The sequence below is a fragment of the Streptomyces sp. DH41 genome (assembly GCF_029813785.1).
Taxonomy (GTDB): domain Bacteria; phylum Actinomycetota; class Actinomycetes; order Streptomycetales; family Streptomycetaceae; genus Streptomyces.
This window is the reverse complement of the sequence record NZ_JARVKY010000001.1, coordinates 443,010-468,932: the sequence shown is the minus strand read 5'-3', so window position 1 is coordinate 468,932 and position 25,923 is coordinate 443,010. Positions and strand designations below refer to the sequence as shown.

General features: G+C 71.2%; 22 protein-coding genes, 1 tRNA gene and 1 pseudogene. 7 read left to right on the top strand and 17 right to left on the bottom strand.

Translation table 11 applies throughout. The features are described 5' to 3' along the window. Positions 1-81 precede the first annotated feature (81 nt). Positions 82-324 (top strand): annotated as a pseudogene (locus tag QC283_RS02035) (iron chelate uptake ABC transporter family permease subunit); the annotation flags it as partial. Positions 325-423: 99 nt separating this feature from the next. Here the strand turns inward: QC283_RS02035 and QC283_RS02030 are convergent. The 4 genes from QC283_RS02030 to QC283_RS02015 form a co-directional block, all read right to left on the bottom strand. After that, a tRNA-His gene (locus tag QC283_RS02030) sits at positions 424-496 on the bottom strand. Positions 497-585: 89 nt separating this feature from the next. Further along, positions 586-1,188, bottom strand: a complete 603-nt coding sequence (orn, locus tag QC283_RS02025; RefSeq protein ID WP_279559547.1) for an oligoribonuclease — start codon at positions 1,186-1,188, stop codon at positions 586-588. A 152-nt stretch (positions 1,189-1,340) separates the two neighbouring features. Further along, the gene (locus QC283_RS02020) at positions 1,341-2,528 is read right to left on the bottom strand and encodes a helix-turn-helix domain-containing protein (RefSeq protein WP_279559546.1); all 1,188 of its coding nucleotides are present in this window, start codon (positions 2,526-2,528) and stop codon (positions 1,341-1,343) included. Positions 2,529-2,906: 378 nt separating this feature from the next. Then, positions 2,907-3,305, bottom strand: coding sequence for a hypothetical protein (locus QC283_RS02015; protein ID WP_279559545.1), 399 nt, complete (start codon positions 3,303-3,305; stop codon positions 2,907-2,909). A 295-nt stretch (positions 3,306-3,600) separates the two neighbouring features. On the opposite strand from QC283_RS02015, the gene QC283_RS02010 reads away from it, so the two are divergent. Continuing rightward, positions 3,601-4,128, top strand: a complete 528-nt coding sequence (locus QC283_RS02010) for a universal stress protein (protein WP_279559544.1) — start codon at positions 3,601-3,603, stop codon at positions 4,126-4,128. A gap of 75 nt (positions 4,129-4,203) precedes the next feature. Here the strand turns inward: QC283_RS02010 and glmS are convergent, their stop codons facing one another. From glmS to QC283_RS01995, 3 genes are all read right to left on the bottom strand, one after another. Then, positions 4,204-6,021, bottom strand: coding sequence for a glutamine--fructose-6-phosphate transaminase (isomerizing) (glmS, locus tag QC283_RS02005; protein WP_279559543.1), 1,818 nt, complete (start codon positions 6,019-6,021; stop codon positions 4,204-4,206). 32 nt (positions 6,022-6,053) lie between these two features. After that, positions 6,054-6,311, bottom strand: a complete 258-nt coding sequence (locus QC283_RS02000) for a hypothetical protein (protein WP_279559542.1) — start codon at positions 6,309-6,311, stop codon at positions 6,054-6,056. 88 nt (positions 6,312-6,399) lie between these two features. Then, positions 6,400-7,287: a DUF4429 domain-containing protein gene (locus QC283_RS01995; protein WP_279559541.1), complete on the bottom strand. Its 888-nt coding sequence runs from the start codon at positions 7,285-7,287 to the stop codon at positions 6,400-6,402. A gap of 89 nt (positions 7,288-7,376) precedes the next feature. Here QC283_RS01995 and QC283_RS01990 point away from each other — a divergent pair, with 89 nt between their 5' ends. Next, positions 7,377-8,987, top strand: coding sequence for a beta-N-acetylhexosaminidase (locus QC283_RS01990; protein ID WP_279559540.1), 1,611 nt, complete (start codon positions 7,377-7,379; stop codon positions 8,985-8,987). Positions 8,988-9,050: 63 nt separating this feature from the next. On the opposite strand, the gene QC283_RS01985 is transcribed toward QC283_RS01990, so the two are convergent. The 10 genes from QC283_RS01985 to QC283_RS01940 all read right to left on the bottom strand — a co-directional run bounded on the left by QC283_RS01985 (position 9,051) and on the right by QC283_RS01940 (position 22,040). Further along, the gene (locus QC283_RS01985) at positions 9,051-10,823 is read right to left on the bottom strand and encodes an IucA/IucC family protein (RefSeq protein ID WP_279559539.1); all 1,773 of its coding nucleotides are present in this window, start codon (positions 10,821-10,823) and stop codon (positions 9,051-9,053) included. Further along, positions 10,820-11,350 carry a GNAT family N-acetyltransferase gene (locus QC283_RS01980; protein ID WP_279559538.1) on the bottom strand — a complete coding sequence of 177 codons (531 nt, stop codon included), beginning with the start codon at positions 11,348-11,350 and terminating at the stop codon, positions 10,820-10,822. The genes QC283_RS01985 and QC283_RS01980 overlap by 4 nt, the downstream gene beginning before the upstream one ends. Next, positions 11,347-12,639 carry a lysine N(6)-hydroxylase/L-ornithine N(5)-oxygenase family protein gene (locus QC283_RS01975; protein ID WP_279559537.1) on the bottom strand — a complete coding sequence of 431 codons (1,293 nt, stop codon included), beginning with the start codon at positions 12,637-12,639 and terminating at the stop codon, positions 11,347-11,349. Before QC283_RS01975 ends, QC283_RS01980 begins: the two co-directional genes overlap by 4 nt. Then, complete coding sequence (gene desA / locus QC283_RS01970; protein WP_279559536.1) at positions 12,623-14,065, bottom strand: lysine decarboxylase DesA; 1,443 nt, start codon at positions 14,063-14,065, stop codon at positions 12,623-12,625. The genes QC283_RS01975 and desA overlap by 17 nt, the downstream gene beginning before the upstream one ends. Positions 14,066-14,252: 187 nt before the next feature. Then, positions 14,253-15,113: a siderophore-interacting protein gene (locus QC283_RS01965; protein WP_279559535.1), complete on the bottom strand. Its 861-nt coding sequence runs from the start codon at positions 15,111-15,113 to the stop codon at positions 14,253-14,255. A 34-nt stretch (positions 15,114-15,147) separates the two neighbouring features. Beyond that, positions 15,148-16,194: an ABC transporter substrate-binding protein gene (locus QC283_RS01960; protein WP_279559534.1), complete on the bottom strand. Its 1,047-nt coding sequence runs from the start codon at positions 16,192-16,194 to the stop codon at positions 15,148-15,150. A gap of 132 nt (positions 16,195-16,326) precedes the next feature. Continuing rightward, positions 16,327-17,487, bottom strand: coding sequence for an acyl-CoA dehydrogenase family protein (locus QC283_RS01955; protein ID WP_279559533.1), 1,161 nt, complete (start codon positions 17,485-17,487; stop codon positions 16,327-16,329). 5 nt (positions 17,488-17,492) lie between these two features. Beyond that, a complete protein-coding gene (locus tag QC283_RS01950; RefSeq protein ID WP_279559532.1) occupies positions 17,493-18,458 on the bottom strand; it encodes a hydroxymethylglutaryl-CoA lyase in 966 nt (321 codons plus the stop codon). Further along, positions 18,455-20,386, bottom strand: coding sequence for an acetyl/propionyl/methylcrotonyl-CoA carboxylase subunit alpha (locus tag QC283_RS01945; protein ID WP_279559531.1), 1,932 nt, complete (start codon positions 20,384-20,386; stop codon positions 18,455-18,457). The genes QC283_RS01950 and QC283_RS01945 overlap by 4 nt, the downstream gene beginning before the upstream one ends. A gap of 37 nt (positions 20,387-20,423) precedes the next feature. Next, positions 20,424-22,040, bottom strand: a complete 1,617-nt coding sequence (locus tag QC283_RS01940) for a carboxyl transferase domain-containing protein (RefSeq protein WP_279559530.1) — start codon at positions 22,038-22,040, stop codon at positions 20,424-20,426. A 113-nt stretch (positions 22,041-22,153) separates the two neighbouring features. Here QC283_RS01940 and QC283_RS01935 point away from each other — a divergent pair, with 113 nt between their 5' ends. The 4 genes from QC283_RS01935 to QC283_RS01920 all read left to right on the top strand — a co-directional run bounded on the left by QC283_RS01935 (position 22,154) and on the right by QC283_RS01920 (position 25,892). Continuing rightward, positions 22,154-22,765 (top strand): SACE_7040 family transcriptional regulator, encoded by a 612-nt coding sequence (locus QC283_RS01935; RefSeq protein ID WP_279559529.1) that lies wholly within the window; start codon positions 22,154-22,156, stop codon positions 22,763-22,765. Positions 22,766-22,862: 97 nt separating this feature from the next. Further along, positions 22,863-24,020 carry an acyl-CoA dehydrogenase family protein gene (locus QC283_RS01930; protein ID WP_279559528.1) on the top strand — a complete coding sequence of 386 codons (1,158 nt, stop codon included), beginning with the start codon at positions 22,863-22,865 and terminating at the stop codon, positions 24,018-24,020. 10 nt (positions 24,021-24,030) lie between these two features. Beyond that, on the top strand, positions 24,031-24,903 hold the full coding sequence (locus QC283_RS01925; RefSeq protein WP_279559527.1) for an acyl-CoA thioesterase: 873 nt from the start codon (positions 24,031-24,033) through the stop codon (positions 24,901-24,903). 5 nt (positions 24,904-24,908) lie between these two features. Next, the gene (locus QC283_RS01920; protein ID WP_279559526.1) at positions 24,909-25,892 is read left to right on the top strand and encodes a cation diffusion facilitator family transporter; all 984 of its coding nucleotides are present in this window, start codon (positions 24,909-24,911) and stop codon (positions 25,890-25,892) included. Positions 25,893-25,923: the final 31 nt, after the last annotated feature.

Sequence of the window (25,923 nt, the reverse complement as noted above, 5' to 3'; positions counted from 1 at the left end):
CCCCGCACCACGTGCACCGTCCCGGCCGCCCAGTCGGCGCGTGCCCGCTCCAGCCGGTCCTCCAGCATCCGCAGGCGGCGGGCGGGCCCCATCGCGTTCGTCGCGCTGGCCGCGCCGCAGATCGCCCGCCGCCTCACCGGCCACGGCGCCTCCGTCGACCTCGCCGGTTCGGCGCTCGTCGGCGCGGTGCTGCTGCTCGCCGCCGACCTCGCGGCGCAGCACGCCGTCCCGGACGTGCTCCTGCCGACCGGCGCGGTCACCGTGTGCGTAGGCGGCGCGTATCTGCTGGTGCTGCTGGCGCGGGAGAGCCGGCGCGGGTTCTAGGACGGGCGGGGCCCGTCTCCTGCCGGAAGGGGGCGGCGGGGCGCCCCCACAACGCCGTCAGCCGGTGGCCTCTCGCGAGGCCACCGGCTGACGTTTCAGGGTGAGTGACGGGACTTGAACCCGCGGCCACCTGGACCACAACCAGGTGCTCTACCAACTGAGCTACACCCACCAAGGCCGGTACTGGAATCCCGCGAGGCGGTTTCCCCGACCGGCTGAGAAAAAGTGTACAGGGTCCGAAGGGGTGCTTGCGCACGCCTTTTACCGGGCGGTCACGACGTGCTTCGCGGCGATCGCCTTCGCGGTGTCGGTGTCGGGTCCCGGCTGCGGGACGAAGACCGCTTCCCGGTAGTAACGCAGTTCGGCGATGGATTCGCGGATGTCGGCGAGCGCGCGGTGGTTGCCGTTCTTCTCGGGGCTGTTGAAGTACGCCCGCGGGTACCACCGGCGGGCCAGCTCCTTGATCGAGGAGACGTCGACGATCCGGTAGTGGAGGTAGTCCTCCAGTGTCGCCATGTCCCTCAGCAGGAAGCCGCGGTCGGTGCCGACCGAGTTGCCGCACAGCGGGGCCCTGCCCGGCTCCTTCACGTGCTCCCGCACATACGCCAGGACCTGTGCCTCGGCGTCCGCCAGCGTCGTGCCGCCGTCGAGCTCCGCGAGCAGGCCGGACGCGGTGTGCATCTGACGCACCACCTCCGGCATCGTCTCCAGGGCCCGCTCCGGCGGACGGATGACGATGTCGACACCCTCGCCGAGGATGTTCAGCTCGGAGTCGGTGACGAGGGCGGCAACCTCGATGAGCGCGTCGTCGGACAGCGAGAGGCCGGTCATCTCGCAGTCGATCCACACCATGCGATCGTTCATGCGGACAGCCTACGGCCGGTGTCGGTTCGCCGGGCCCCCGACGTCGGTGTGGGCGTCACGGGGGCTGCCGCCCCCGGGCCCCCGCTTCGGCCTGGACGGCCTCGTCCTCAAACGCCGGACGGGCTGGAAGGCCCGTCCGGCGTTTCACGGATTCAGGGTGCGCTGCGCTGCCCCGGCAGGCTCGCCGCCGCGGCGGGCAGCGGTGCCGCTGTGCGGCGGGACTGGAACGGGACCGCGTTCTCCGCTGACAGCGGGACCGGCTCCGGCGGTGCGCTGTGCCGTGGGCCACCGGACGACTCCGGGTCCACCGGCCGGTCGCCCTGCGGGCGGCGGGCCCGGTACGCGGCACGGTAGGCGGCCGGGGACGAACCGAGCTGGCGCCGGAAGTGACCGCGCAGGGCCACCGGCGAACGGAAGCCGCAGCGGCCCGCGACCTCGTCCACCGAGTAGTCGGACGTCTCCAGCAGACGCTGCGCCTGGAGCACCCGCTGGGTGATCAGCCACTGCAGCGGCGCGCTGCCCGTCAGTGAGCGGAAACGGCGGTCGAAGGTACGGCGGCTCATGTACGCGCGGGCCGCCAGGGTCTCCACGTCGAACTGCTCGTGGAGGTGCTCCAGCGCCCAGGCGACGACCTCGGCGAGCGGGTCGGCGCCGATCTCCTCCGGTAAAGACCGGTCGAGGTAGCGCTCCTGACCGCCCGAGCGGCGCGGCGGGACCACCAGGCGGCGGGCCAGCGCGCCGGCCGCCTCGTTGCCGTGGTCCGTGCGCACGATGTGCAGGCACAGGTCGATGCCGGCCGCCGTGCCCGCCGACGTCAGCACGTCGCCGTCGTCCACGAACAGCTCGCGCGGATCGACGTGCACCGACGGATAGCGCTTGGCCAGCGTCGGCGCGTACATCCAGTGGGTGGTGGCGGGGCGGCCGTCCAGCAGCCCGGCCGCCGCGAGCACGAAGGCGCCGGTGCACAGCCCGACTATGCGGGCACCCTCCTCGTGTGCCCGGCGCAGTGCGTCGAGCGCGTCCTCCGGTGGCGGCGAGGTGATCGACCGCCAGGCGGGCACCACCACGGTGCCGGCCCGTGAGATCGCCTCCAGGCCCTGGGGCGCGGTGAGTTCCAGGCCGCCCGTGGTCCGCAGCGGGCCCTCCTCGCCGGCGCACACCAGCAGCCGGTAGCGCGGCACGCCGGCGTCCTGGCGGTCGATCCCGAACACCGACAGCGGTATGGAACTCTCGAAGATGGGGCCGCCGCTGAACAGCAGCACCGCGACGATCTCCTTGCGGCGTCGCCCGGTGAGCTTCCGGGCCGTGGTTTCCGGCGCGGCAGTGGAGTCGTGGCTCATAACTGCTAAGCCCCCCTCGGTGGTCGCGGCTCCTCGGTTGTGTCGCTCCTGCACGTTTCCCCTCGGTCCTGCACGAGTCCCCCGCCGTAGACAGTCAAGATCGAATCTACTGCGTCCCGTCGAGCCGAGGTGGCCGGTTCGGCACTTGGGACATTATCGACATGGCAACTTGGCGTGAAGCAGTCGATCACGAAGCGTTGCACTCTGGGGCGCCCCAGGGAAGTGCGCCTTGTGTCAGTGGCCAATCCCCATAGGGTGCGCGGGGTCCTCGGGACCCTTTCCGTGCAGGTGAAACGGGGTTTTGGGGGTGGTGGGGACCAGGGATGAGTCACCGGTGGAAGTTGGCTGAAAAGAAGCGGACGCGTGCGCGGAAACCGGTCAGTCGACCGGTGTCTTTTGCCCAGCGTGCCGTCCGCCCCGCCGTGCCGGCCGTCCGGCCCGGTGCCGGCGCCCGGCCCGTCCCGTGCGAGCGTCGCCGGGCGGCCGGGCCGCGACACGCTCGGACCGGCGCAGCAGCAGACGGCAGGCACCGGTGACGGCGGCCAGACCGAGGGCCGTACCGGCGGTGCCGGCGAAGGAGGTGCCGTACCAGAGGAGCACGACCGGGACGAGGAAGCAGCTGAAGGCCGCCCAGCGGACGAGGTCGGTGACGCCGTCCCGGAGCGGCGCGACCGGTTCCGGGCCGTCGGGGGCGCCAGGGCCGTCGGGCGTGTCAGGGGCGGCGGGCGTGTGAGGAGTACCGGACGGCGGCTCGGCGGGCTGGTGCGGTCCGGACATGCGGGCTCCCTGGGGCTGGCGGCATGGAGATCAACGCCCGCGCGACGCGTCGGTCACGACTGATCACGGACAGTTGATTCCCGTGCGAACCGCCTGTACAACGCAGCAACCATTGCGTGACGGGCGCCCCCTCGGGCATGCTCCGGGGAACCCGCGGCGGACCTCGCGCGGGATCTGGGCGAAGGAGGCGTGGCGCCGTACCCTTGGGGGTATGGGCTTGGGAAGATGATTCCCGGACACACAGCTCCGCCGCACACTGTTGTCCCCCATAGAGGATAAAAACGCCGAGACAGCCATGGCCGGTCACGAATTCTTCGAACCCGCGGACCGCAAGCGGCCCGTCGCCGAACCTACGGCGGCCGAGCCCCTGGCGGCCGAAGAGCCACGCCAGTCGTGCGACCCAGCCTTCAAGCACGGTGTCGTCGTCGGCTTCGACGGCTCCACCTCCAGTGAGCGTGCCCTCGCGTACGCCATCGGCATGGCACGCCGGCTCGGCTCCGGCCTGGTCATCGTGCATGTCGCCAACCGGCTGCCCACCACCGTGTGGGCCGGCTGCGAGCCCCCCGTCTTCGTCGACGTACCGGATCACCGCACCGAGGTGCTGGGTCTGGAGCTGGCGTGCGCGGACTACCTCACCGAGGTGCCCTGGATCCTGGTCGAGCGCGGCGGCGACATCTGCCACGAACTCGAGGAGGTGGGGCGGGAGTACGAGGCGGACGCCATCGTCGTCGGCTCCAGCCACGGCCTGGTGGGCCGTCTCTTCGGTTCCGTCGCCGGCCGGCTCGCCAAGCGCGCGAAGCGGCCCGTGGTGGTCATTCCCTGAGGCGCCCGACGTGCCGGAGCGGCCCCCGTGTGCCGGGGGCCGCTCCGGATGTCCTGCCGAGAAGGACGCTCCGCCCTACTCCACCGTCACCGACTTGGCGAGGTTGCGGGGCTTGTCGATGTCCCGGCCCAGGGCCAGCGCCGTGTGGTAGGCGAGGAGTTGGAGGGGGATACCCATCAGGATCGGGTCCAGCTCGTCCTCGTTCTTCGGGACGACGATGGTGTGGTCGGCCTTCTCCTGCTCCTGGTGGGCGACGGCGAGGATCTGGCCGCTGCGGGCCTTGATCTCCTCCATGGCCGCGCGGTTCTTCTCCAGCAGGTCGTCGTCCGGCACGATCGCGACCGTCGGCAGGGCCGGCTCGATCAGGGCGAGCGGGCCGTGCTTCAGCTCGGAGGCCGGGTAGGCCTCGGCGTGGATGTAGGAGACCTCCTTCAGCTTCAGGGAGGCCTCGCGGGCGACCGGGTAGCCCCGCACGCGGCCGATGAAGAGCATCGAGCGGGCGTCGGCGTACTGCGCGGCCAGCTTCTTGATGTCCTCCTCCCGCTCCAGCATCTCGGAGATCTGCGCGGGCAGCTTGCGCAGGCCCTCGATGATCCGCTTGCCGTCGCGGACCGAGAGGTCGCGGGTGCGGCCCAGGTGCAGGGCCAGCAGCGCGAAGGCGACGCAGGTGTTGGTGAAGCACTTGGTGGAGACGACACAGACCTCGGGCCCGGCGTGCACGTACATGCCGCCGTCGGCCTCGCGGGCGATCGCCGAGCCGACCACGTTGACGATGCCCAGGACGCGGGCGCCCTTGCGCTTGAGCTCCTGCACGGCGGCCAGCACGTCGTACGTCTCACCGGACTGGGAGACGGCGATGTACAGGGTGTCGGGGTCGACGACCGCGTTGCGGTAGCGGAACTCGGAGGCGGGCTCGGCGTCCGCGGGGATGCGGGCCAGCTCCTCGATCATCTGGGCGCCGATCTGGCCCGCGTGGTACGAGGTGCCGCAGCCCAGGATCTTCACCCGGCGCACGGCACGCGCGTCGCGGGCGTCCAGGTTCAGGCCGCCGAGGTGCACGGTGGAGAAGCGGTCGTCGATCCGGCCGCGCAGCACACGGTCCACGGCCTCGGCCTGCTCGTGGATCTCCTTGTGCATGTAGGTGTCGTGGCCGCCCATGTCGTAGGAGGCGGCCTCCCACTCCACGGTGGTGGGCTCCGAGGTGGTGCGGGTGCCCTCGGTGGTGTAGGTGCGGAAGTCGTCGGCCTTGAGGGTGGCCATCTCGCCGTCGTCGAGGGTGACTATCTGGCGGGTGTGGGTGACCAGCGCGGCGATGTCCGAGGCGACGAACATCTCCTTCTCGCCGATGCCGAGGACGACCGGCGAGCCGTTGCGGGCGACGACGATGCGCTCGGGGAAGTCGGCGTGCATCACGGCGATGCCGTACGTGCCCTCGATGACCCGGAGGGTCTCGCGGACCTTGTCCTCGAGCTTGACCGCCTCCGAGCGGGCGATGAGGTGGACGAGGACCTCGGTGTCGGTCTCGGAGAGGAACTCGACGCCGTCCGCCTGGAGTTTGCGGCGCAGGTCGGCGGCGTTGTCGATGATGCCGTTGTGCACGACGGCGACCTTGTTGTCGGCCGACATGTGCGGGTGGGCGTTCTCGTCGGACGGGGCGCCGTGGGTGGCCCAGCGGGTGTGGGCGATGCCGGTGGTGCCCTTGAAGCGTGCCGGGACCCTGGCCTCCAGGTCGCGGACCCGGCCCTTGGCCTTGACCATCTTCAGGCCGGCCGCCTTCGGGGACGTGACGACGATGCCCGCCGAGTCGTAGCCGCGGTACTCCAGGCGCTGGAGGCCCTCCAGCAGCAGGGGCGCGACGTCACGCTTGCCGATGTATCCGACGATTCCGCACATGTATACGTAAACCTCGTGTCCTCTTCGGCTTCTCAGCCGTAGACGATGCGGCGCAGCTGCCGGAGCGACAGCTCCGGCGGTGCGACCGCCCGGTATTTCAGGTCCGCCTCGATCTGTTCGAAGATCACCGCGTTCACCAGGCCCTGGGCCTGGAGCTCACGGTGGCGGCGACGGACGAATTCCTCGGTCGTCTCGTCGAAGTAGGCGAGCACGTCCTGGATCACGCGCAGTGCCTCGCCCCGGTTCAGGGGTGTGGACCGCGTCAGATGATCAACGAGTTCGTCGTGCACTCGGTAGATCCTGAGGTACGGGGGAGGGTTTCGCAAGAATCCTGCCCGATTTCGGGCAGGCCTTCTCGGTGTGCGTCCACGGGTACGCCTACATCCGCTTCAGTACCGCCTGCTTGGCCTGGCCGAACTCCTCGTCCGTCAGCACTCCGGAGCGGTGCAGTTCTCCCAGTTCACGCAGCCGCCGCAGCAGCGCGTCGTGGTCGTCCTCGGCGGGGGCGGCGGGGGCCGGAGCGGGCGCGTCCCCGGCGGGCGGGGCGTCGTCCGGGGCGGCCGGTGCGGACGGGTGCGGGAGACGGGCCTGCACGGCCGCGGCCACCAGCGCCATCAGCGGGTCCCTCTTGAAGCCCCACAGCTCCACCGCGTTCGGGTCGTACTTGGGCGGCGCCTTGGTCGGCGCGGCCCGCACGGTGAAGCGGAGGTGGCCGTTCTCCAGGCCGACCGTCGGCTGCCACTCCACCGCGACGATGTCCGACAGGGGCAGGGTGCGCGGGCCCCCGGCCGACTTGGCGTCCTCCGCCTGCCACTTCCACTCCAGGCGCACCCGCTCACCGTCGAAGCCGGCGACACCGTCCCCGGCGGACACCGACAGCGGGACCGAGGGGCCGGGCAGCAGGTACGCGTCCACCGGGCCGGACGGAACCTGGTCGAGGAGCAGGGCGTTGCGCACCTCGTCCACGAAGTACTCGGCGACGCCGTACCGGTCGGACTCCACGGTCAGCTGGTAGGGGTCGTGCGGCTCGGCCAGCCGGCCGGCGGTCGCGTGCAGCAGCGGGTCGGCGCCGTCCCGCAGGCGCAGCCGCAGCCGCCCCGACTTCTTGCCCTGTTCGAAGGATATGCCCGCCAACGCCGCGAGGGGGACGAGCAGTTCACCCAGTTCCTTGCGGAGCAGGCTGACGTTCTTGTCCCGTCCGGGAGTCAGCCGCAGGGTGTCGCCGTCGAAGATCCACGTTCCGTCCTTCTGGATGATTTCCGCCATGCGGGGATTGTTCCACCCGCTTCTGCGTACGGCCGTTGTGAGGGACAGTGGTCCGCAGCCATATGTGCACCATCGTGAAGGGAGCGCACGTGAGACCTCACCGACGGCACCACAGAACGACTCCCCGCCTGCCCCGGCTGCTGGGATCGCTGCTGCTGGTGGCGGCGGTCGGCGCCATGACATCCGGCGCCGGACCGGTCCGGAAGACGGTCGCGACCCCCCTGGACGGGGTGATCCCGGCCCCCGCCTCGGTCGACCCGGGCGGCGCCCCGTACCGCGTCACCCGCTCAACCCACATCCGCGTCGACGACTCGCGCGAGGCCCGCCGGATCGGCGACTACCTCGCCGAGATCCTGCGGCCCTCCACCGGCTACCGGCTCCCCGTCACCTCCCACGGCCACGGCGGCATCCGGCTGCGCCTGGCCGAGGGCCCGTACGGCGACGAGGGCTACCGCCTCGACAGCGGGAGCGACGGCGTCACCATCACCGCCCGCGAGGCCGCCGGCCTCTTCCACGGCGTCCAGACCCTCCGCCAGCTCCTGCCCGCCGCCGTCGAGAAGGACTCCGTGCAGAGCGGCCCCTGGCTGGTCGCGGGCGGCACCATCGAGGACACCCCGCGCTACGGCTGGCGCGGCGCCATGCTCGACGTCTCACGGCACTTCTTCACCGTCGACGAGGTCAAGCGCTACATCGACCGGATCGCCCTCTACAAGTACAACAAGCTCCACCTGCACCTCAGCGACGACCAGGGCTGGCGCATCGCCATCGACTCCTGGCCCCGCCTGGCGACGTACGGCGGCTCCACTCAGGCCGGCGGCGGCCCCGGCGGCCACTACACCAAGGACGACTACAAGGAGATCGTCCGCTACGCCGCCTCCCGCCACCTGGAGGTCGTCCCGGAGATCGACATGCCGGGCCACACCAACGCGGCCCTCGCCTCCTACGCCGAGCTGAACTGCGACGGCGTGGCGCCCCCGCTCTACACCGGCATCGAGGTCGGCTTCTCCACGCTGTGCGTGGACAAGGACGTCACGTACGACTTCGTCGACGACGTCGTGCGCGAGCTCGCCGCGCTCACCCCGGGCCGCTACCTCCACATCGGGGGCGACGAGGCGCACTCCACCCCGCACGAGGACTTCGTGACGTTCATGGACCGGGTGCAGCCGATCGTCGCCGAGTACGGCAAGACGGTCGTCGGCTGGCACCAGCTGGCCGCCGCGGGCCCGGCCGAGGGCGCGCTCGTCCAGTACTGGGGCCTGGACGGCACCAGCGCCGAGGAGAAGGCCCGGGTCGCCGAGGTGGCGCGGAACGGGACCGGGCTGATCCTGTCCCCGGCCGACCGGACGTACCTGGACATGAAGTACACCGAGGACACCCCGCTGGGCCTGGACTGGGCGGGCCACGTGGAGGTGCGGCGGTCCTACGACTGGGATCCGGCCGCCTATCTGACGGGCGCCCCGGCCGCCGCGGTCCGGGGTGTCGAGGCGCCGATGTGGACGGAGACCCTGGGGACCCCGGGCCAGCTCGACTTCATGGCCTTCCCCCGGCTGCCGGGCGTCGCCGAGCTGGGCTGGTCCCCGGCGCGGACGCACGACTGGGACACGTACAAGGTGCGGCTCGCCGAGCAGGCGCCGCGCTGGGAGGCGCTCGGGATCGACTACTACCGGTCGCCGCAGGTGCCCTGGCCACCTCAGGCGTAGAAACCCGACGGGCACCCCGGAGGACCGTCTCCGGGGTGCCCGCCCGTCTGTGCGGGGCCCGCGCTACAGGCCCGCGATCGGGTTCTTCAGGTTGCCGACGAGCTGGAGCGCGCCGGACGGGTCCGAGAGGTCCACCATCTGCTCGTTGTCACGCAGCTGGAGCCGGTTGAGGCAGGACAGCGCGAACTCGGGCGCGAACATGTCGTACTGGGCGAACTTCTCGGCCAGCTCCGGCACCGACTCCTGGTACTCACGGGTGACCTCCGCGACCGTGCGCCAGAAGGCTTCCTCCTCCACGATCCCCTCGCCGGCGAGGTTCGCGGCGAGGAAGCGGAAGAAGCAGTCGAAGACGTCCGTGAAGATCGACAGGAGCTTCTTGTCCTCGGGCACGTCCACCGCGATGCGGGAGACCTCCGGCGGCAGCACCGCGTCCGGGTCCATCACCGCGATCTCCTCGGCGATGTCCTTGTAGACCGCGCGCCGCACCACCCCGTCCTCCAGCACGAGGATCACGTTCTCCCCGTGCGGCATGTAGACCAGGTCGTAGGCGTAGAAGCTGTGCAGCAGCGGCACGAAGTAGGCCCGCAGGTAGTGCCGCAGCCACTCGGTGGGCGCGAGCCCCGACCGCTCGATCAGCGCGCCCGCGAAGGAGGCGCCCTCGTGGTCGACGTGGACGAGGGAGGCCATGGTGGCCAGCGTCTCGCCGTCCTTCAGGGACGGCACCGGGCTCTGACGCCACAGCGCCGCCAGCATCTTGCGGTACGGCGAGTAGCGGTCGGTGGCCCGCTCGTACTCCAGGTGCCGGTAGCCGACGGCCGCCCGCTCCCGGATGATCGACAGACCCGTCGACTTCAGCACCGGGTCGCCCTCGATGAGCTGGGCGAGCCAGTCGTTGATGGCCGGGGTCGCCTCCATGTACGCCGCCGACAGGCCGCGCATGAAGCCCATGTTGATGACGGACAGGGCCGTCTTCACGTAGTGCTTCTCGGGGTGCGAGGTGTTGAAGAAGGTGCGGATGGACTGCTGCGCCAGGTACTCGTCGTCGCCCTCGCCGAGGCAGACCAGGTGCCCGCGGGCGACCTCGGCGGCGAAGGTGACGGTGAGCTTGTTCCACCACTGCCAGGGGTGGACCGGGATGAACAGGTAGTCGGCCGGGTCCAGGCCGCGCTCGCGCAGCACGCCGTGGAAACGCTCGACCGTCGACTCGCCCAGCTCGTCGCGTACGAAGGACTCGTACTCGATCCCGACACCGGCCGTGAACGCCGCCCGCGAGCGGTGCGCGGCCAGCCACACCAGCCGGACCGGACTCGCGGTCTCGGGGGCGTACGACAGGTACTCGTGGACGCCGAAGCCGAGCCGCCCGTTGTTGGCGACGAAGCAGGGGTGGCCCTCGGTCATCCCGGTCTCGACGGCCTGGAAGTCGCTGCCGGCCAGCTCGGCGGAGGTGAGCTTCGGTTTGGTCAGCTTGTAGCAGGTGCCGGAGAGGGTGGAGGAGATCTCCTCCAGGTAGACGGGCAGGATCTTGTCGCTCAGCCCCAGCGACTCCTTCAGCTCGATGAAGAAGTCCAGCGCGGCCAGCGGGAGTTCCCGGCCGTCGCGGTGGCGGGTGATGGAGGCGGCGTCCACCTGCCAGTGGTCCAGGGCGCGGACGGTGGCGGTGAAGCGGTACTCGGTCTCGCCGTCGTCGGAGCGGACGACGTACGCGTCGCCCGTGGAGTGTTCCGGCGTGATCAGCCGCTCGTGCGTGAACTCGGCCAGCGCCTTGCGGATCAGGAGGCGGTTGGCCTGCTCCCAGCGCTCGGGGGAGAGGTGGGAGACGGCGTCGGCGAGGCTCATGCGGACACCGCCGTCGCCGCGAGGAACCGCTCCCGGGTGCAGAAACTGAGCAGGGCCCGCTTCTCGGGCTTGTCTATCTCGCGCTCCGCCACGAAGCCGACGGCCTCGTTCAGGGCGTGTACGGCCGTGTTGTGGACGTCGGGTTCGACGACCACCCGCCGGGTGGCGGGGTCCTCGAAGAGGTGCGCCATGACGGCGGTGATCACGGAGCGGGTGAACCCCCGTACCGGCCGGTCCGTCGGCGGCGTGAGGAAGTGCATGCCGACGTCCCCGGGCTGCGGGGTGTACAGGCCCGCCAGTTCGCGGTGGACGGGGTCGTACTTCTCCATCAGGAAGGCGGGCTCGCCGTCCTTGAGGCCGAGCAGGGCGTGGTGGTGCTCGTCGGCGGCCATCTCCATGTACGCGCGCTCGACGTCCTCCAGCTTCGCGCCCTGCATCATCCAGAAGGCGGCCTTGGGGTGGGTGACCCAGGTGTGCAGGAGCTCGGCGTCCTTCAGCGGGTCGAGGGGGCGGAACGTGAAGGTCATACGGAGAACTCCTGGAACGCGATGGTCTTCTCGACCGGGTAGTACTCGGTGCCGAGCAGCTCCCGGATGATGCAGCTGTTGCGGTATGCGCCCATACCCAGGTCGGGGCTGGTGATGCTGTGCGTGTGGACGCCGGCGTTCTGGAGGAAGACGCCCTGTCCGGTGACGTCGACGGCGTAGTTGCGGCCGACGTCGAAGCTGCCGTGGGTGTCGTACACCAGGCGGTCGCGGACCGGCTTCAGGAACTCCGGTTCGGCGTACTTGTAGCCGGTGGCGAGGATCAGGCCGTCCGAGACCAGCTCGAAGTCCTTGCCCTGTTCCTCCTGCCGGAAGCCGAGCGTGTACGTGCCGTCCGCGTACCGGGCGCTGGTGAGCGCCGAGTTGGTGAGCAGGCGGGTGGGGACCGGGCCGCCGAGCTTCTTCTGGTAGAGCAGGTCGAAGATCTCGTTGATCAGGTCGCCGTCGATGCCCTTGAACAGGCCCTTCTGCTCGGCCGTGAGGCGGTAGCGGGTGTCCTCCGGCAGCGCGTGGTAGTAGTCCACGTACTCCGGTGAGGTCATCTCCAGCGTGAGTTTGGTGTATTCGAGGGGGAAGAAGCGCGGGGAGCGGGTCACCCAGTTGAGCCGGTAGCCGTGGACGTCGATCTCGCTCAGCAGGTCGTAGTAGATCTCGGCGGCGGACTGGCCGCTGCCGACCAGCGTGATCGACTCCTTCTTCTGGAGCTCGGCCTTGTGCCGCATGTAGCGGCTGTTGTGGAGGAAGTCGCCGGCCAGGCCCCGGCACGCGTCGGGTATGTGCGGCGGGGTGCCGGTGCCGAGGACGAGGCGGCGGGCGCGGTAGGTGTCGCCGTCGGTCGTGGCGACGACGTACAGCTCCTCCCGCTCGTCGTAGGTCACCTCCGTGACCGTCGTACTGAAGCGGACGCTGCTCAGTCTGTTCGCGGCCCAGCGGCAGTAGTCGTCGTACTCGACGCGCAGCGGGTAGAAGTTCTCCCGGATGTAGAACGAGTACAGCCGGCCCTTCTCCTTCAGGTAGTTGAGGAAGGAGTACGGGGACGTCGGGTCGGCGAGGGTGACCAGGTCCGACATGAACGGCGTCTGGAGGTGGGCGCCGTCCAGGAACATGCCGGCGTGCCACTCGAAGTCCGGCTTGGACTCCAGGAAGACGCCGCGGAGTTCGGCGATGGGTTCGGTCAGGCAGGCGAGGCCGAGATTGAAGGGGCCGAGGCCGATCCCCACGAAGTCGTACGTCGTGGTGGACGTCGTGGTGGACTCAGGAAGCGCGGTCAAGGGACTCTCCCAGGTACTGCTCGGCGTGGCCGGCGATCAGGTCGAGGACGGCGGCGATGTCGGCCGTGGTCGTCTCGGGGTTGAGCAGGGTGAACTTCAGGTAGTGGCGTCCGGCCACCTTGGTGCCCGCGACCACGGCGTCGCCGGAGGCGAACAGGGCCTTGCGGGCGTACAGGTTGGCGCGGTCGATCTCGGCGGGGTCGGTGACGGCCGCCGGTACGTAGCGGAAGACCAGGGTGGACAGCGACGGCTGGACCACGACGTCGAAGCGCGGGTCGGCGGCGATCAGCTTCCACCCCTCGGCGGCCAGGTCGCACACCTCGTCGAAGAGCTGCCCGATGCCGTCGGCGCCCATCACGCGCAGCGTCATCCACAGCTTGAGCGCGTCGAAGCGGCGGGTGGTCTGGAGGGACTTGTCCACCTGGTTGGGGATACGTTCCTGCACCATGCGGCGCGGGTTGAGGTACTCCGCGTGGTAGGTGGCGTGGCGCAGGGTGGCCACGTCCCGCACCAGCACGGCCGAGGAACTCACCGGCTGGAAGAAGGACTTGTGGTAGTCCACGGTGACCGAGTCGGCCCGCTCGATGCCGTCGATGCGGTCCCGGTACTTCAGGGAGGCGAGCAGTCCGCAGCCGTAGGCCGCGTCCACGTGCATCCACACGCCGTACTGCTCGCACAGTTCGGCGATCTCGGGCAGCGGGTCGATGGAGCCGAAGTCGGTGGTGCCGCCGGTGGCGACGACGGCCATGGGGACCAGGCCGTCCGCCGCGCAGCGCTCCAGCTCGCGGGCGAGGGCGACGGTCCGCATGCGCTTGTCGTGGTCGACGGGGATCGACACGACGGCGTCGGGGCCGAGGCCGAGCAGTTTCGCGGACTTCTTGACGCTGAAGTGGCTGACCTCGGAGGCGAAGACGCGCAGGTCGGCGAAGTTGTCCGTCTTCGCCTCCTCGCGGGCCAGCAGCAGCGCCTGGAGGTTGGACTGGGTGCCGCCGGAGGTGAACACGCCGTCGGCCGCCGGGCCGAGGCCGATCCGGGCGCAGGTCCAGTCGATCAGTTTCCGCTCGATGAGTGTGCCGCCGGCCGACTGGTCCCAGGTGTCCAGGGAGGAGTTGACGGCGGACAGGACGGCTTCGCCGAGTACGGCCGGTATGACGACGGGGCAGTTGAGGTGGGCGAGGTAGCGGGGGTGGTGGAAGTAGACGGCGTCGCGGAGGTAGACGTCCTCCAGCTCGTCGAGGACCGCGGCCGTGTCGTGCAGCGGCTTGTCGAGGTCGATCTCGTCGATGCGGGGGGAGAGGGCGTCGACCGTGACACCGGTGAACGGACGGTCGGTGGTGGCGATTCTGGCGGCCACCCGCTCGACTCCTTCGGTCACGGAGCGGCGGTACTGCTCCGCGGTGGTGTCGTTGAGCAGGTGCGAGCGCATGTGGGGGTCCTCCGGTGGGGACGGTCCGAGAGGGACGGGAGAGGGCGGAGCCCTGGCTTCGACTTAGGTTAGCCTAACCTAACCAACTCTGTTCAAACGCGTGCCGCTGCGTGACTGCCGTCACTCGCGTCCCATCTGTGCGACGGGGGCGGGGAGTTGAGGTGTCCGAGATCCTGAGGGGCGGGCGTCAGCCCTGTTCGCGGAGTTGTTCCTCCGTCAGGCCCTGGCGCCAGTAGCCGACGAAGGTGACGCGGCGGCGGTCGACGCCGCGTTCGCCCACGAAGTGCCGGCGCAGTCGCTTGACGCGGCCGGACTCGCCGGCGATCCAGACGTACGGGTGCTCGGCGGACGGCAGTTGGGCCGCGCGGAGGGTGGCGAGGGTCGACTCGGGTCCGCTGGTGACGTCCTTGACCAGCCAGTTGATCTCGGCGTCCGCCGCCGTCCTCAGCTCCTGCGCGTCCTCGGCGTGCGGCACCTCCAGCCAGACCCGGGCGCGGGTGCCGGCCGGCAGCGACTCGACGATGGCGCAGGCGGCCGGCACGGCGGTCTCGTCGCCCCAGACGACCACCAGGTCGGTGTCCTCGGGCGGCCGGAAGCGGATCGCCCTGTTGTCGGCGACCGCGGGGCCGAGCAGGACGACCCGGTCGCCGGGGGCGGCGTCGGCGGCCCAGCGGGAGGCGGGGCCCGGCTGGACCGGGGATTCCGGTCCGACGCCGTGCAGTACGAAGTCGATGTCGATCTCGACGGTGTCACCGTCGCTGTCCCGGCGCAGGGCCCGCAGCGTGTACGAGCGCATCACCGCCCGCACGTCGTCCGGCAGTTCACGCCACCCCTGCCACCAGCCGTCGCCGAGTTCGATGGGCACCGCGGGCTCCTCCTGCCCCGGGTGCGGCAGGAACAGCGAAAGCGACTGGTCCTGTCCGTCGGAGTGGAAGCCGCGCAGGTCGGGCCCCGCGAAGGTGACCCGGGCCAGAGACGGGCCGAGCCGCCTCGTCCGTACGACCTGGAGGGAGAAGAAACGGAACGGGGCGGCTACGGCCGTCGTCATGGAGTGCTCCGGGAGGAGGGGAGGGGGCGAGAGGTCAGCCGACCTTCTTGGCGTTCTCGATCGCCTCTGCCAGGTTGTCGAGCAGCGGCGTGCACTTGTCGTACGACAGGATCGGCTCCGGGGAGCGGGAGATGACCTGGCCGGCCTTGACCGCGGGGAGCTGCTTCCAGGTGCCCTCGGTGATGTCCGCGGGCTGGATGGTCGAGGCGCGGTCGTCCATGATGATGACGTCGGCCGGGTACTTGTCGACGTTCTCCCAGCTCAGGCTCTCGAACCAGCCGCCGGTCGCCTTCTTGGCCTCCTCGGAGGGCTCGACGAAGTTGACGCCGAGGGCCTTGAAGTACTCCAGGTCGACGGAGAGGTTGGTGCCGGAGACGTAGAAGAGCTCCGGGCTCGCGGAGCCGGCCAGCACCCTGATCTCGGGCTTGGCCTTGGCGGCGGCGCGCAGCCGGGCCGCGGCCTTCTCGAAGGCGGCCTTGGCGTCGGTGACCTTCTTCGCCTTCATGTCCGCGCCGAGCGAATCGGCCAGCTCCCACATGCGCTGGAGCGGCTGGGTGAGCTGGCGGTCGAAGACGGAGACCGCGACGCTCGGGGCCAGCTTGGCGATCTTGTCCTTGGATTCCTCCGGGACGGACCAGAGGGTGCCCGCGGTGTCGAACGTCGTGGTGACGAGCACCTCGGGGGCGAGGGCGGCGTACTTCTCGACGTTGAGCTTGCCCCACTCGTTGCCGAGCACGGTGACCTTGTCCACGTCGAGGTCGCCGGCCTGGACGTCGGGCTTGCCGTCCTTGGTCGTGGTGGGCCCGAAGACGCCCTCGACCTGGACGCCGTAGTCGTGGAGGGCGGCGGCGACACCGGTGAAGGCGACGATCTTCGTCGGCACCTTGTCCAGCTTCACGGTCGTGCCGCGGTCGTCCTTGAAGGACCAGGGGCCGGACCCCGCCGCCCCCGCCTCCTTGCCGGAGCCACCGCTGTCCGCGTCGTCGTCACCGCAGGCCGCGAGCACGGCGCCGAGGCCGACGGCACCGCCTGCGGCGAGGATTCCGCGGCGGGTCGGGTGGGTAGCTCTGGCGTTGAACATGGCGTGGCTGCTTTCGAACGGTGCGGAGCATCCGCGGGACAAGTCGAAGGTAGGTTAGCCTAACCTCAGATCTTGTCCAGGGGGTGGGCTGCGGACGGGGCCGCGACCGACCCCGTCCCCACCGGCCGTACCTCAGCTCACCAGGCCCAACTCCCGCGCGATCAGCATCCGCTGGACCTCGCTCGTGCCCTCGCCGATCTCCAGGATCTTCGCGTCCCGCCACATACGCGCCACGGGGTACTCGTTCATGAAGCCGTAGCCGCCGTGGATCTGCGTGGCGTCCCGGGCGTTGTCCACCGCGATCGTCGACGAGTACAGCTTGGCCAGCGCCGCCTCCTTCTTGAACGGGTCGCCCGCCACCAGCCGGGAGGCCGCGTCGCGCCACGCGAGCCGGGCCGTGTGGGCCTTCATCTCCATGTCGGCGATCTTGAACTGGATGGCCTGGTTGGCGCCGATCGGCCGGCCGAAGGCGTGACGTTCCTTCGCGTACTTGACGGACTCGTCCACACAGCCCTGCGCGAGCCCCGTGCCCAGCGCGGCGATGGCGATCCGCCCCTCGTCGAGGATGCGCAGGAACTGGGCGTAGCCGCGGCCCCGTTCGCCCAGCAGGTTCGCCGCCGGGACCCGGACGTCACAGAAGGACAGCTCACGCGTGTCCGAGGCGTTCCAGCCGACCTTCGAGTACGGCGCGGCCACCGTGAAGCCCGGGGTGCCGGACGGGACGATGATCGACGAGATCAGGGGCCGGTCGTCCGGCCCGCGGCCGGTGACCGCCGTGACCGTCACCAGGCCCGTGATGTCCGTGCCCGAGTTGGTGATGAAGCACTTGGTGCCGTTGATGACCCATTCGTCCGTCGCCTCGTCCAGGCGGGCCGTCGTACGCGTCGCGCCCGCGTCCGAGCCGCCGTCGGGTTCGGTCAGGCCGAACGCGCCGAGCGTCTCGCCGGAGCACAGCCGGGGCAGCCACGTCCGCTTCTGCTCCTCGGTGCCGAACAGGTGGATCGGCATCGCGCCCAGCGAGACGCCCGCCTCCAGTGTGATGGCCACCGACGAGTCGACCCGGGCCAGCTCCTCCAGGGCGATGCCGAGGGCCAGGTAGTCACCGCCCATGCCGCCGTACTCCTCCGGGAACGGCAGGCCGAACAGGCCCATGCGGCCCATCTCCCGGACGATCTCGTACGGGAACTCGTGCCGCTCGTAGAAGTCGCCGATCTTGGGTGCCACGACGTCGTGCGCGAACGCCTCCACCGTGCGGCGGAGGTCCTCCAGCTCGGGAGAGAGCTTGTGGTCCATGGTCGTCAGTGCTCCTTGTGGGAGTCGTCGCCCGGACCCGCGAGGGCCCGAACGGTGCGGGACGGGCTGGGTCGGCCCAGGTGGGCGGCCATCCAGACGCTGGTGGCGACCAGAGAGCCGAGGTCGACCCCGGTGTCGATGCCGAGGCCGCGCAGCATCCACACGAGGTCTTCGGTGGCGAGGTTGCCGGTGGCGGACTTCGCGTAGGGGCAGCCGCCCAGTCCGCCGGCGGAGGCGTCGACGGTCGTCACGCCGTGCCGCAGGGCGGTGTACGTGTTCGACAGGGCCTGGCCGTAGGTGTCGTGGAAGTGGACGCCGAGGGTGTCCACGGGGACGCCTGCCGCGGTGAGCGCGGTGAGCAGCGCGCTGACGTGCCCCGGGGTCGCCACCCCGATCGTGTCGCCCAGGCTCAGTTCGTCGCAGCCCATGTCCAGCAGGGCCCGGCAGACCCTCGCCACCTGCTCCACGGGGACCGCGCCCTCCCACGGGTCGCCGAAGCACATGGAGAGGTAGCCGCGGACGTGGACGTCCGACGCCTTCGCCCGCTCCACCACCGGCTCGAACATGGCCAGGGCCTCGTCCAGCGTGCGGTTCAGGTTGGCCCGGGCGAAGGACTCCGTGGCGCTGGCGAAGACCGCGACGCGGCGGGCGCCGAGCGCCAGGGCCCGGTCCAGTCCGCGTTCGTTCGGCACCAGGACGGGAAGGTCGACCGGCAGGTCCGCGACCGCCGGGAACAGCTCCTCCGCGTCCGCCAGCTGGGGCACCCACTCGGGGTGCACGAAGCTCGTCGCCTCGATGGTGGTCAGGCCCGTACCGGCCAGGCGGCGGATGAACTCCGCCTTCACCACCGCCGGGACGGTCGCCTTCTCGTTCTGCAGGCCGTCGCGCGCGCCGACCTCGTGGATCCGGACGCGGGCGGGCAGGCCGCCCGCCGGGACGGCCATGGGCAGGCCCAGTTCGGGGGCGTTCACGACGTCTCCTCCTCTGCCGGGGCGATGACCGCCAGCACCTGGTCCATGGCGACCGTCGTGCCCGGCGCCACGTCCAGCTCGGCGACCGTGCCGGCGTGCGGGGCGGAGATGACGTGCTCCATCTTCATGGCCTCCACGACCAGCAGGCTCTGCCCCGCGCTCACCTCGTCGCCGACGGCGACCTTCACCACCGTCACCGTGCCCGGCATCGGCGCGGTCAGCGAGTCGGCGCCCGCGTGGGCGGCGCCGGTCAGCGAGGCGGCGACCGGGTCGTGGTCGCGCACGTGCCAGGCGTCGCCGTCCCGGCCCAGCCAGTCGGCGGCGCGGTGGAAGGTGTGCCGGACGCCGTCCAGGGTCACCGACACGTGGTCCTCGGTGACGGTGTGCGTGCCGCGCGGGGTGTGTTCCACCGGATCGGTGACCCGCAGGTGGAAGGTGACGGACTTCGGCTCGCCGCCCATGCGCCACCCGCTCGGCACCGAGAACGGGTCCGTCCAGCCGCCGCCGCGCGGACGCAGCGCGTCCAGCCGTACGGCCGCCGCCGCCTCGTACACCTCCTCCGGTACGTCGGTGGGGACCAGGCCGTCGACCTCCCGCTCCACCAGCCCGGTGTCCAGCTCGCCCGCCACCACCGCCGGGTGGGCGAGGAGCCGGCGCAGGAACCCGGCGTTGGTCTGCACGCCCAGCGTCACCGTCCGCGCGAGGGCCGCCCGCAGCTTGCGCAGCGCGGTGGCGCGGTCGGGACCGTACGCGATCACCTTGGACAGCATCGGGTCGTAGAGGCTGCCGACCTCGCCGCCCTCGCTGAGCCCGGAGTCGGTGCGCACCCCGACGCCCTCGGGCTCGTCCAGCAGCAGCACCGTGCCGCCGGAGGGGAGGAAGCCGCGCGACGGGTCTTCCGCGCACAGCCGGGCCTCGACCGCGTGCCCGGTCAGCCGTACGTCCTCCTGCCCGAGCCCGAGCGGCTCGCCCGCCGCCACCCGCAGCTGCCACTCCACCAGGTCCAGGCCCGTGACCAGCTCGGTCACCGGGTGCTCGACCTGGAGGCGGGTGTTCATCTCCATGAAGTAGTACTGGGAGGGATCGCTGCCCGGCACGATGAACTCGACCGTGCCCGCGCCCCGGTAGCCGCACGAGCGCGCCGCCTGCACGGCCGCCTCGCCCATCGCGGCGCGGGTCGCCTCGTCGAGGAGCACGCTCGGCGCCTCCTCGATGATCTTCTGGTGGCGGCGTTGCAGCGAGCACTCGCGCTCGCCCAGGTGCACCACGTTGCCGTGGCCGTCGGCCAGGACCTGGATCTCGATGTGCCGGGGCCGGTCGATCCACCGCTCCACCAGCAGCGTGTCGTCGCCGAAGGAGGCGCGGGCCTCGCGGCGGGCGGCGGCGATCTCGTCGGCGAGCACGGCCGCGTCCCGCACCAGCCGCATGCCCTTGCCGCCACCACCCGCCGACGGCTTCAGCAGCACCGGCGTCCCGATCTCGCGGGCCGCGTCGGCGAGCTGCGCGTCGGTCAGCCCGCTGCCACTGCTGCCCGGTACCACCGGCACCCCGGCCGCCCGCACCGTCTCCTTGGCGCGGATCTTGTCGCCCATCAGGGCGATGGCGTCGGCGGACGGTCCGATGAAGACCAGCCCCGCCTCCTCGCAGGCCCGCGCGAAACCGGCGTTCTCGGCGAGGAAGCCGTACCCCGGATGGACGGCCCGCGCCCCCGTCCGCGCCGCCGCCTCCAGCAGCCGCTCGACGGACAGATAGCTCTCCGCCGCCGGCGCCGGGCCGATCCGTACCGCCTCGTCGGCCTCCCGCACGTGCCGCGCGTCCGCGTCGGCGTCGGAGAAGACCGCCACCGAGCGCACGCCCATCGAGCGCAGAGTCCGGATGACACGCACCGCGATCTCACCGCGGTTGGCCACCAGTACCGTGTCGAACATCAAGCTCCCCATCGCGCTTCCCATCGAAGTCCCCTCCTCACATCCGGAAGACGCCGAACCGGGGCTCGCCCAGTGGCGCGTTGGCACACGCGGTCAGGGCCAGACCCAGCACCTGCCGGGTGTCGGCGGGCTCGATCACCCCGTCGTCCCACAGGCGGGCACTCGCGTAGTAGGCGTTCCCCTGGTGCTCGTACTGCGCGCGGATCGGCGCCTTGAAGGTCTCCTCCTCCTCGGCCGGCCACTCCTCGCCCCGCCCCTCCAGCTGGTCCCGCTTGACCGTGGCCAGCACGGACGCGGCCTGCTCGCCGCCCATGACGGAGATCTTGGCCCCCGGCCACATCCACAGGAACCGCGGCGAGTACGCCCGCCCGCACATCGAGTAGTTCCCCGCGCCGTACGACCCGCCGACGACGACCGTCAGCTTGGGCACGCGCGTGCACGCCACCGCCGTCACCATCTTGGCGCCGTGCTTGGCGATGCCCCCGGCCTCGTAGTCCCTGCCGACCATGAACCCGGAGATGTTCTGCAGGAACACCAGCGGGATGCCGCGCTGGTCGCACAGCTCGACGAAGTGGGCGCCCTTCTGGGCCGACTCGGAGAAGAGGATGCCGTTGTTGGCGACGATCCCCACCGGGTGGCCGTGGATCCGGGCGAAGCCGGTGACGAGGGTCTGCCCGTACTCGGACTTGAACTCGGCGAACCGGGAGCCGTCCACCACCCGCGCGATGACCTCGCGGACGTCGTAGGGGGTGCGGGAGTCGACCGGGACCGCGCCGGACATCTGCCGCGGGTCCACCTTCGGCTCGACGGCCGGCTCGACACCCCAGGGGAGCGGGCCGCGCCCGGGCAGCGTGGAGACGATCTGCCGCACGATCCGCAGCGCGTGCGCGTCGTCCTCGGCCAGGTGGTCGGTCACCCCGGACACCCGCGAGTGGACCTCGCCGCCGCCCAGCTCCTCCGCCGTGACCACCTCGCCGGTGGCCGCCTTCACCAGCGGCGGACCGCCCAGGAAGATCGTCCCCTGCCCGCGGACGATCACCGCCTCGTCGCTCATCGCCGGGACGTACGCGCCGCCCGCCGTGCAGGAGCCGAGGACGGCGGCGATCTGCGGGATGCCGGCGCCGGACATCCGGGCCTGGTTGTAGAAGATCCGCCCGAAGTGCTCGCGGTCCGGGAAGACCTCGTCCTGCATCGGCAGGAAGGCGCCGCCGGAGTCCACGAGATACAGGCACGGCAGCCGGTTCTCCAGCGCCACCTCCTGCGCCCGCAGATGCTTCTTCACGGTCATCGGGTAGTACGTGCCGCCCTTGACGGTGGCGTCGTTGGCGACGATCACGCACTCCCGGCCGCTGACCCGGCCGATCCCGGCGATGACGCCGGCGGCCGGGGCCTGCCCGTCGTAGAGCCCGTCGGCCGCGAGCGGCGCCAGCTCCAGGAACGGCGAGCCCGGATCGAGCAGCGTGTCCACACGGTCGCGCGGCAGCAGCTTGCCGCGCGCGGTGTGCCGGGCCCGGGCCCGCTCGCCGCCGCCGAGCCGGGCCGCCGCGAGCTTGGCGCGCAGCTCCTCCACGAGGACGCGGTGCGCCTCCTCGTTGGCCCGAAAGGCCTCCGACGCGGGATCCGCCGCCGTCGTCAGCTCCGGTGCCTCGTGCATCCCGCGGTCCCCTCACCTGATGGTCGATCGGCCGATGGGCCGATCGGTTAATGAGCGTTAACGCATTTCCCTCAGGTTAACGAGCGCTAACCCGCCTGTCTAGAATCGACCCCATGGCCACGAGAACCGACGCCCCCACCCGCCGCGAGCAGATCCTCAAGGAGGCCGCCCGGCTCTTCGCCGAGCGCGGCTTCCACGGTGTCGGCGTCGACGAGATAGGCGCCGCGGTCGGCATCAGCGGTCCCGGCCTCTACCGGCACTTCGCCGGCAAGGACGCGATGCTCGCCGAGCTGCTGGTCGGGATCAGCGACTCCCTGCTGACCGGGGCGAAGCGGCGGCTGGCGGAGGCCGGCGAGGCGACCGGCTCCGCGGCGGTCCTCGACTCGCTCATCGAGGGGCACATCGACTTCGCGCTCGACGACCGCCCGCTCATCACCCTGCACGACCGCGAGCTGGACCGCCTCCGGGACGCCGACCGCAAGATGGTGCGGCAGTTGCAGCGGCAGTACGTGGAGCTGTGGGTCGGGGTGCTCCGCGAGGTCTACCCGGCCGTCGGCGAGCCCGCCGCCCGCTCCGCGGTCCACTCCGTCTTCGGCCTCCTGAACTCCACCCCGCACCTGGGCCGCCCCGGCTCCCTGCCGGGCCGCGCGGTGACGGCGTCGCTGCTGCACCGGATGGCGCGCGGGGCGTTCGCGGCGGTGGCCGGGGAGGAGCGCGGGGAGTGACGAGGGTTACGTACCGCCGACTCTGGACGCCCCTGGCTACCCGCCGGTACGGTGAAGTCTGAGCAAGCGCTTAGATACGTACCCTGGAGGTGGCGCGGTGCGCCGTACGGTGTTCAACGAGGACCACGAGGCGTTCCGGGAGACCCTGCGCGCCTTCATCGAGGCCGAGGTCGTCCCCGTCTACGACGAGTGGTTCGCCGCGGGCCAGGCGCCGCGCGACTTCTACTACAAGCTCGGTGAGCTGGGCATCTTCGGCATCAACGTGCCCGAGGAGTTCGGCGGCGCCGGCATGGACAGCCACAAGTTCGAGGCGGTCCTCTACGAGGAGACCGCCCGCGCGGGCGTCCAGTTCGGCGGCTCCGGCGTGCACGTGCTGCTCGCCCTGCCCTACATCAACATGCTGGCCACCGACGAGCAGAAGAAGCGCTATCTGCCGAAGTTCGTCACCGGCGAGGAGATGTGGGCCATCGCGATGACGGAGCCGGGCACCGGTTCCGACCTCGCGGGCATGAAGTCCACCGCCAAGCTCTCCGAGGACGGCACGCACTACGTCCTCAACGGCGCCAAGACCTTCATCACCGGCGGCGTGCACGCCGACAAGGTGATCGTCTGCGCCCGCACCGACGCCCCCACGGCCGAGGACCGCCGCCACGGCATCTCCCTGTTCGCCGTGGACACCACGTCCGAGGGCTACTCGGTGGGCCGCAAGCTGGACAAGCTGGGCCTGCGCACCTCCGACACCGCCGAGCTGGCCTTCGTCGACGTCAAGGTGCCCGTCGAGGACCTCCTCGGCGAGGAGAACAAGGGCTTCTCCTACCTCGGTCACAACCTCGCCTCGGAGCGCTGGGGCATCGCCTACGGCGCCTACGCGCAGGCCAAGGCCGCCGTCCGGTTCGCCACGCAGTACGTGCGGGAGCGCACCGTCTTCGGCAAGCCGGTCGCCCACTTCCAGAACACCAAGTTCGAGCTGGCCGCCTGCCAGGCCGAGGTGGACGCCGCCGAGGCCGTCGCCGACCGCGCGACCGAGGCCCTGGACGCCGGTGAGCTCACCCCCGCCGAGGCCGCCAGCGCCAAGCTGTTCTGCACCGAGGTCGCCCACCGCGTCATCGACCGCTGCCTCCAGCTGCACGGCGGCTACGGCTACATGAACGAGTACCCGATCGCCCGCCTGTACGCGGACAACCGCGTCAACCGCATCTACGGCGGCACCAGCGAGGTCATGAAGATGATCATCGCGAAGAACATGGGCCTGTGACCCTCAGGGCATGAGCGAAGCACTCCAGTCCCTCCTCGACCTGCTCGACCTCGAGCGGATCGAGGAGGACATCTTCCGCGGCCACTCCCGCTGGGCCGTCGTCCCCCGGGTCTTCGGCGGGCAGGTGGCCGCCCAGGCGCTGGTCGCCGCCGGGCGCACGGTCCCCGCCGACCGGCACGCGCACTCCCTGCACGCGTACTTCCTGCGCCCCGGCGACCCCGGCGCCCCCATCGTCTACGACGTCGACCGACTGCGCGACGGCCGCTCCTTCACCACCCGCCGCGTGGTCGCCGTCCAGCACGGCAAGCCGATCTTCGGTCTGTCGGCGTCCTTCCAGACGTACGAGGAGGGCCTCGACCACCAGGCCCCGATGCCGCCCGCCCCGGACCCGGCGACCCTCCCCACCGGCGAGCACCGGCTGCGGAGCTACCCGCACCTGCCCGCCGAGACCGTGGAACGCTTCCTCCAGGCCCGCGCGGCCGTCGACCTGCGCTACGTCGACGACCCGCCCTTCGGCGACTTCGGCACCCCGCGCGAGCCGCACTCCCAGGTGTGGTTCCGCACCAACGGCAAACTCACCGACGACCCCCTGCTGCACGTCGTCCTCGCCACCTACGTCTCCGACATGACCCTCCTCGACTCGGTCCTGCTCGCGCACGGCCGCGGCGGCTGGGCCGTCGGGGACGTCGTCGGGGCCTCCCTGGACCACGCGATGTGGTTCCACCGGCCCTTCCGCGCCGACGAGTGGCTGCTGTACGACCAGGAGTCGCCGTCCGCGTCCGGCGGCCGGGGCCTCGGCCAGGCCCGCATCTACACCCAGGACGGGCGGCTCGCCCTCTCGGTCATCCAGGAAGGCGTGGTCCGCGTCCCTCGGGAACACTGAGGGGCATGGCGCAACCTGCACGGGAAGCACGGGACACGACGGGCGGCGGTGACAGCACCTTCACGGTGCTCGTCGCCGCCCTCGCCAATCTGGGCATCGCCATCGCCAAGGCGGTGGCCGGCGTGCTCAGCGGGTCCAGCGCGATGCTGTCGGAGGCCGCGCACTCGGTCGCCGACACCGTCACCGAGGTCCTCCTGCTGACCTCCCTCAAACGCAGCACCCGCCCCGCCGACGAGGACCATCCCCTCGGCCACGGCCCCGAGCGCTACATCTGGGCGCTGCTCGCCGCCGTCGCCACCTTCGTCGGCGGCGCGGTCTTCGCCCTGTACGACGGCGTCCACGCCCTCACCCACGGCGAGGAACCCGGCGACCCGCTGATCGCGTACATCGTCCTGGCCGTCGCCTTCCTCCTGGAGGGCTACTCCCTGCGCACCGGCCTGAAACAGGCGCGCGGCGAGGCCCGCCACTACAAGGTGCCCTTCGGCCGCTATCTGCGCCGCACCCCCGACACCGCCGTGAAGGCGGTCGTCATGGAGGACTCCGCCGCCCTCGTCGGACTGCTGCTCGCCGCGGCCGGCCTGCTCGGCGGGCAGCTCACCGGCTCCGGCGTCTGGGACGGCGTCGCCTCGCTCTGCATCGGCACCCTGCTGCTGTACGTCGCCTGGGTGCTCGGCCGTTCCAACGCCGAGTTCCTCATCGGCCGCCCGCTGCCCCGCGCCGTGCGCGACCGGATCCGGGCGGAACTGGTGGCCGTCGAGCACATCGAGGCCGTACTGGAGCTGACCACTCTCGTGCAGGGTCCGCGGGAGGCGCTGGTCGCCGCCAAGGTCGACTTCCGGGACGTGGCGACGGCCGCGCAGATCGAGTGGGCGTGCGAGCGGGCCGAGCAGCGGCTGCGGGAGGAGTTCCCGGTGGTGCGCCGGGTCTACCTGGACCCGACGCCCGGGTTCGCGCAGCGCCGCTCGGAGGGACTGAACCCGTGGCCGTGACGGGCCGACGGGACGGGACGGGCGGGGCGGG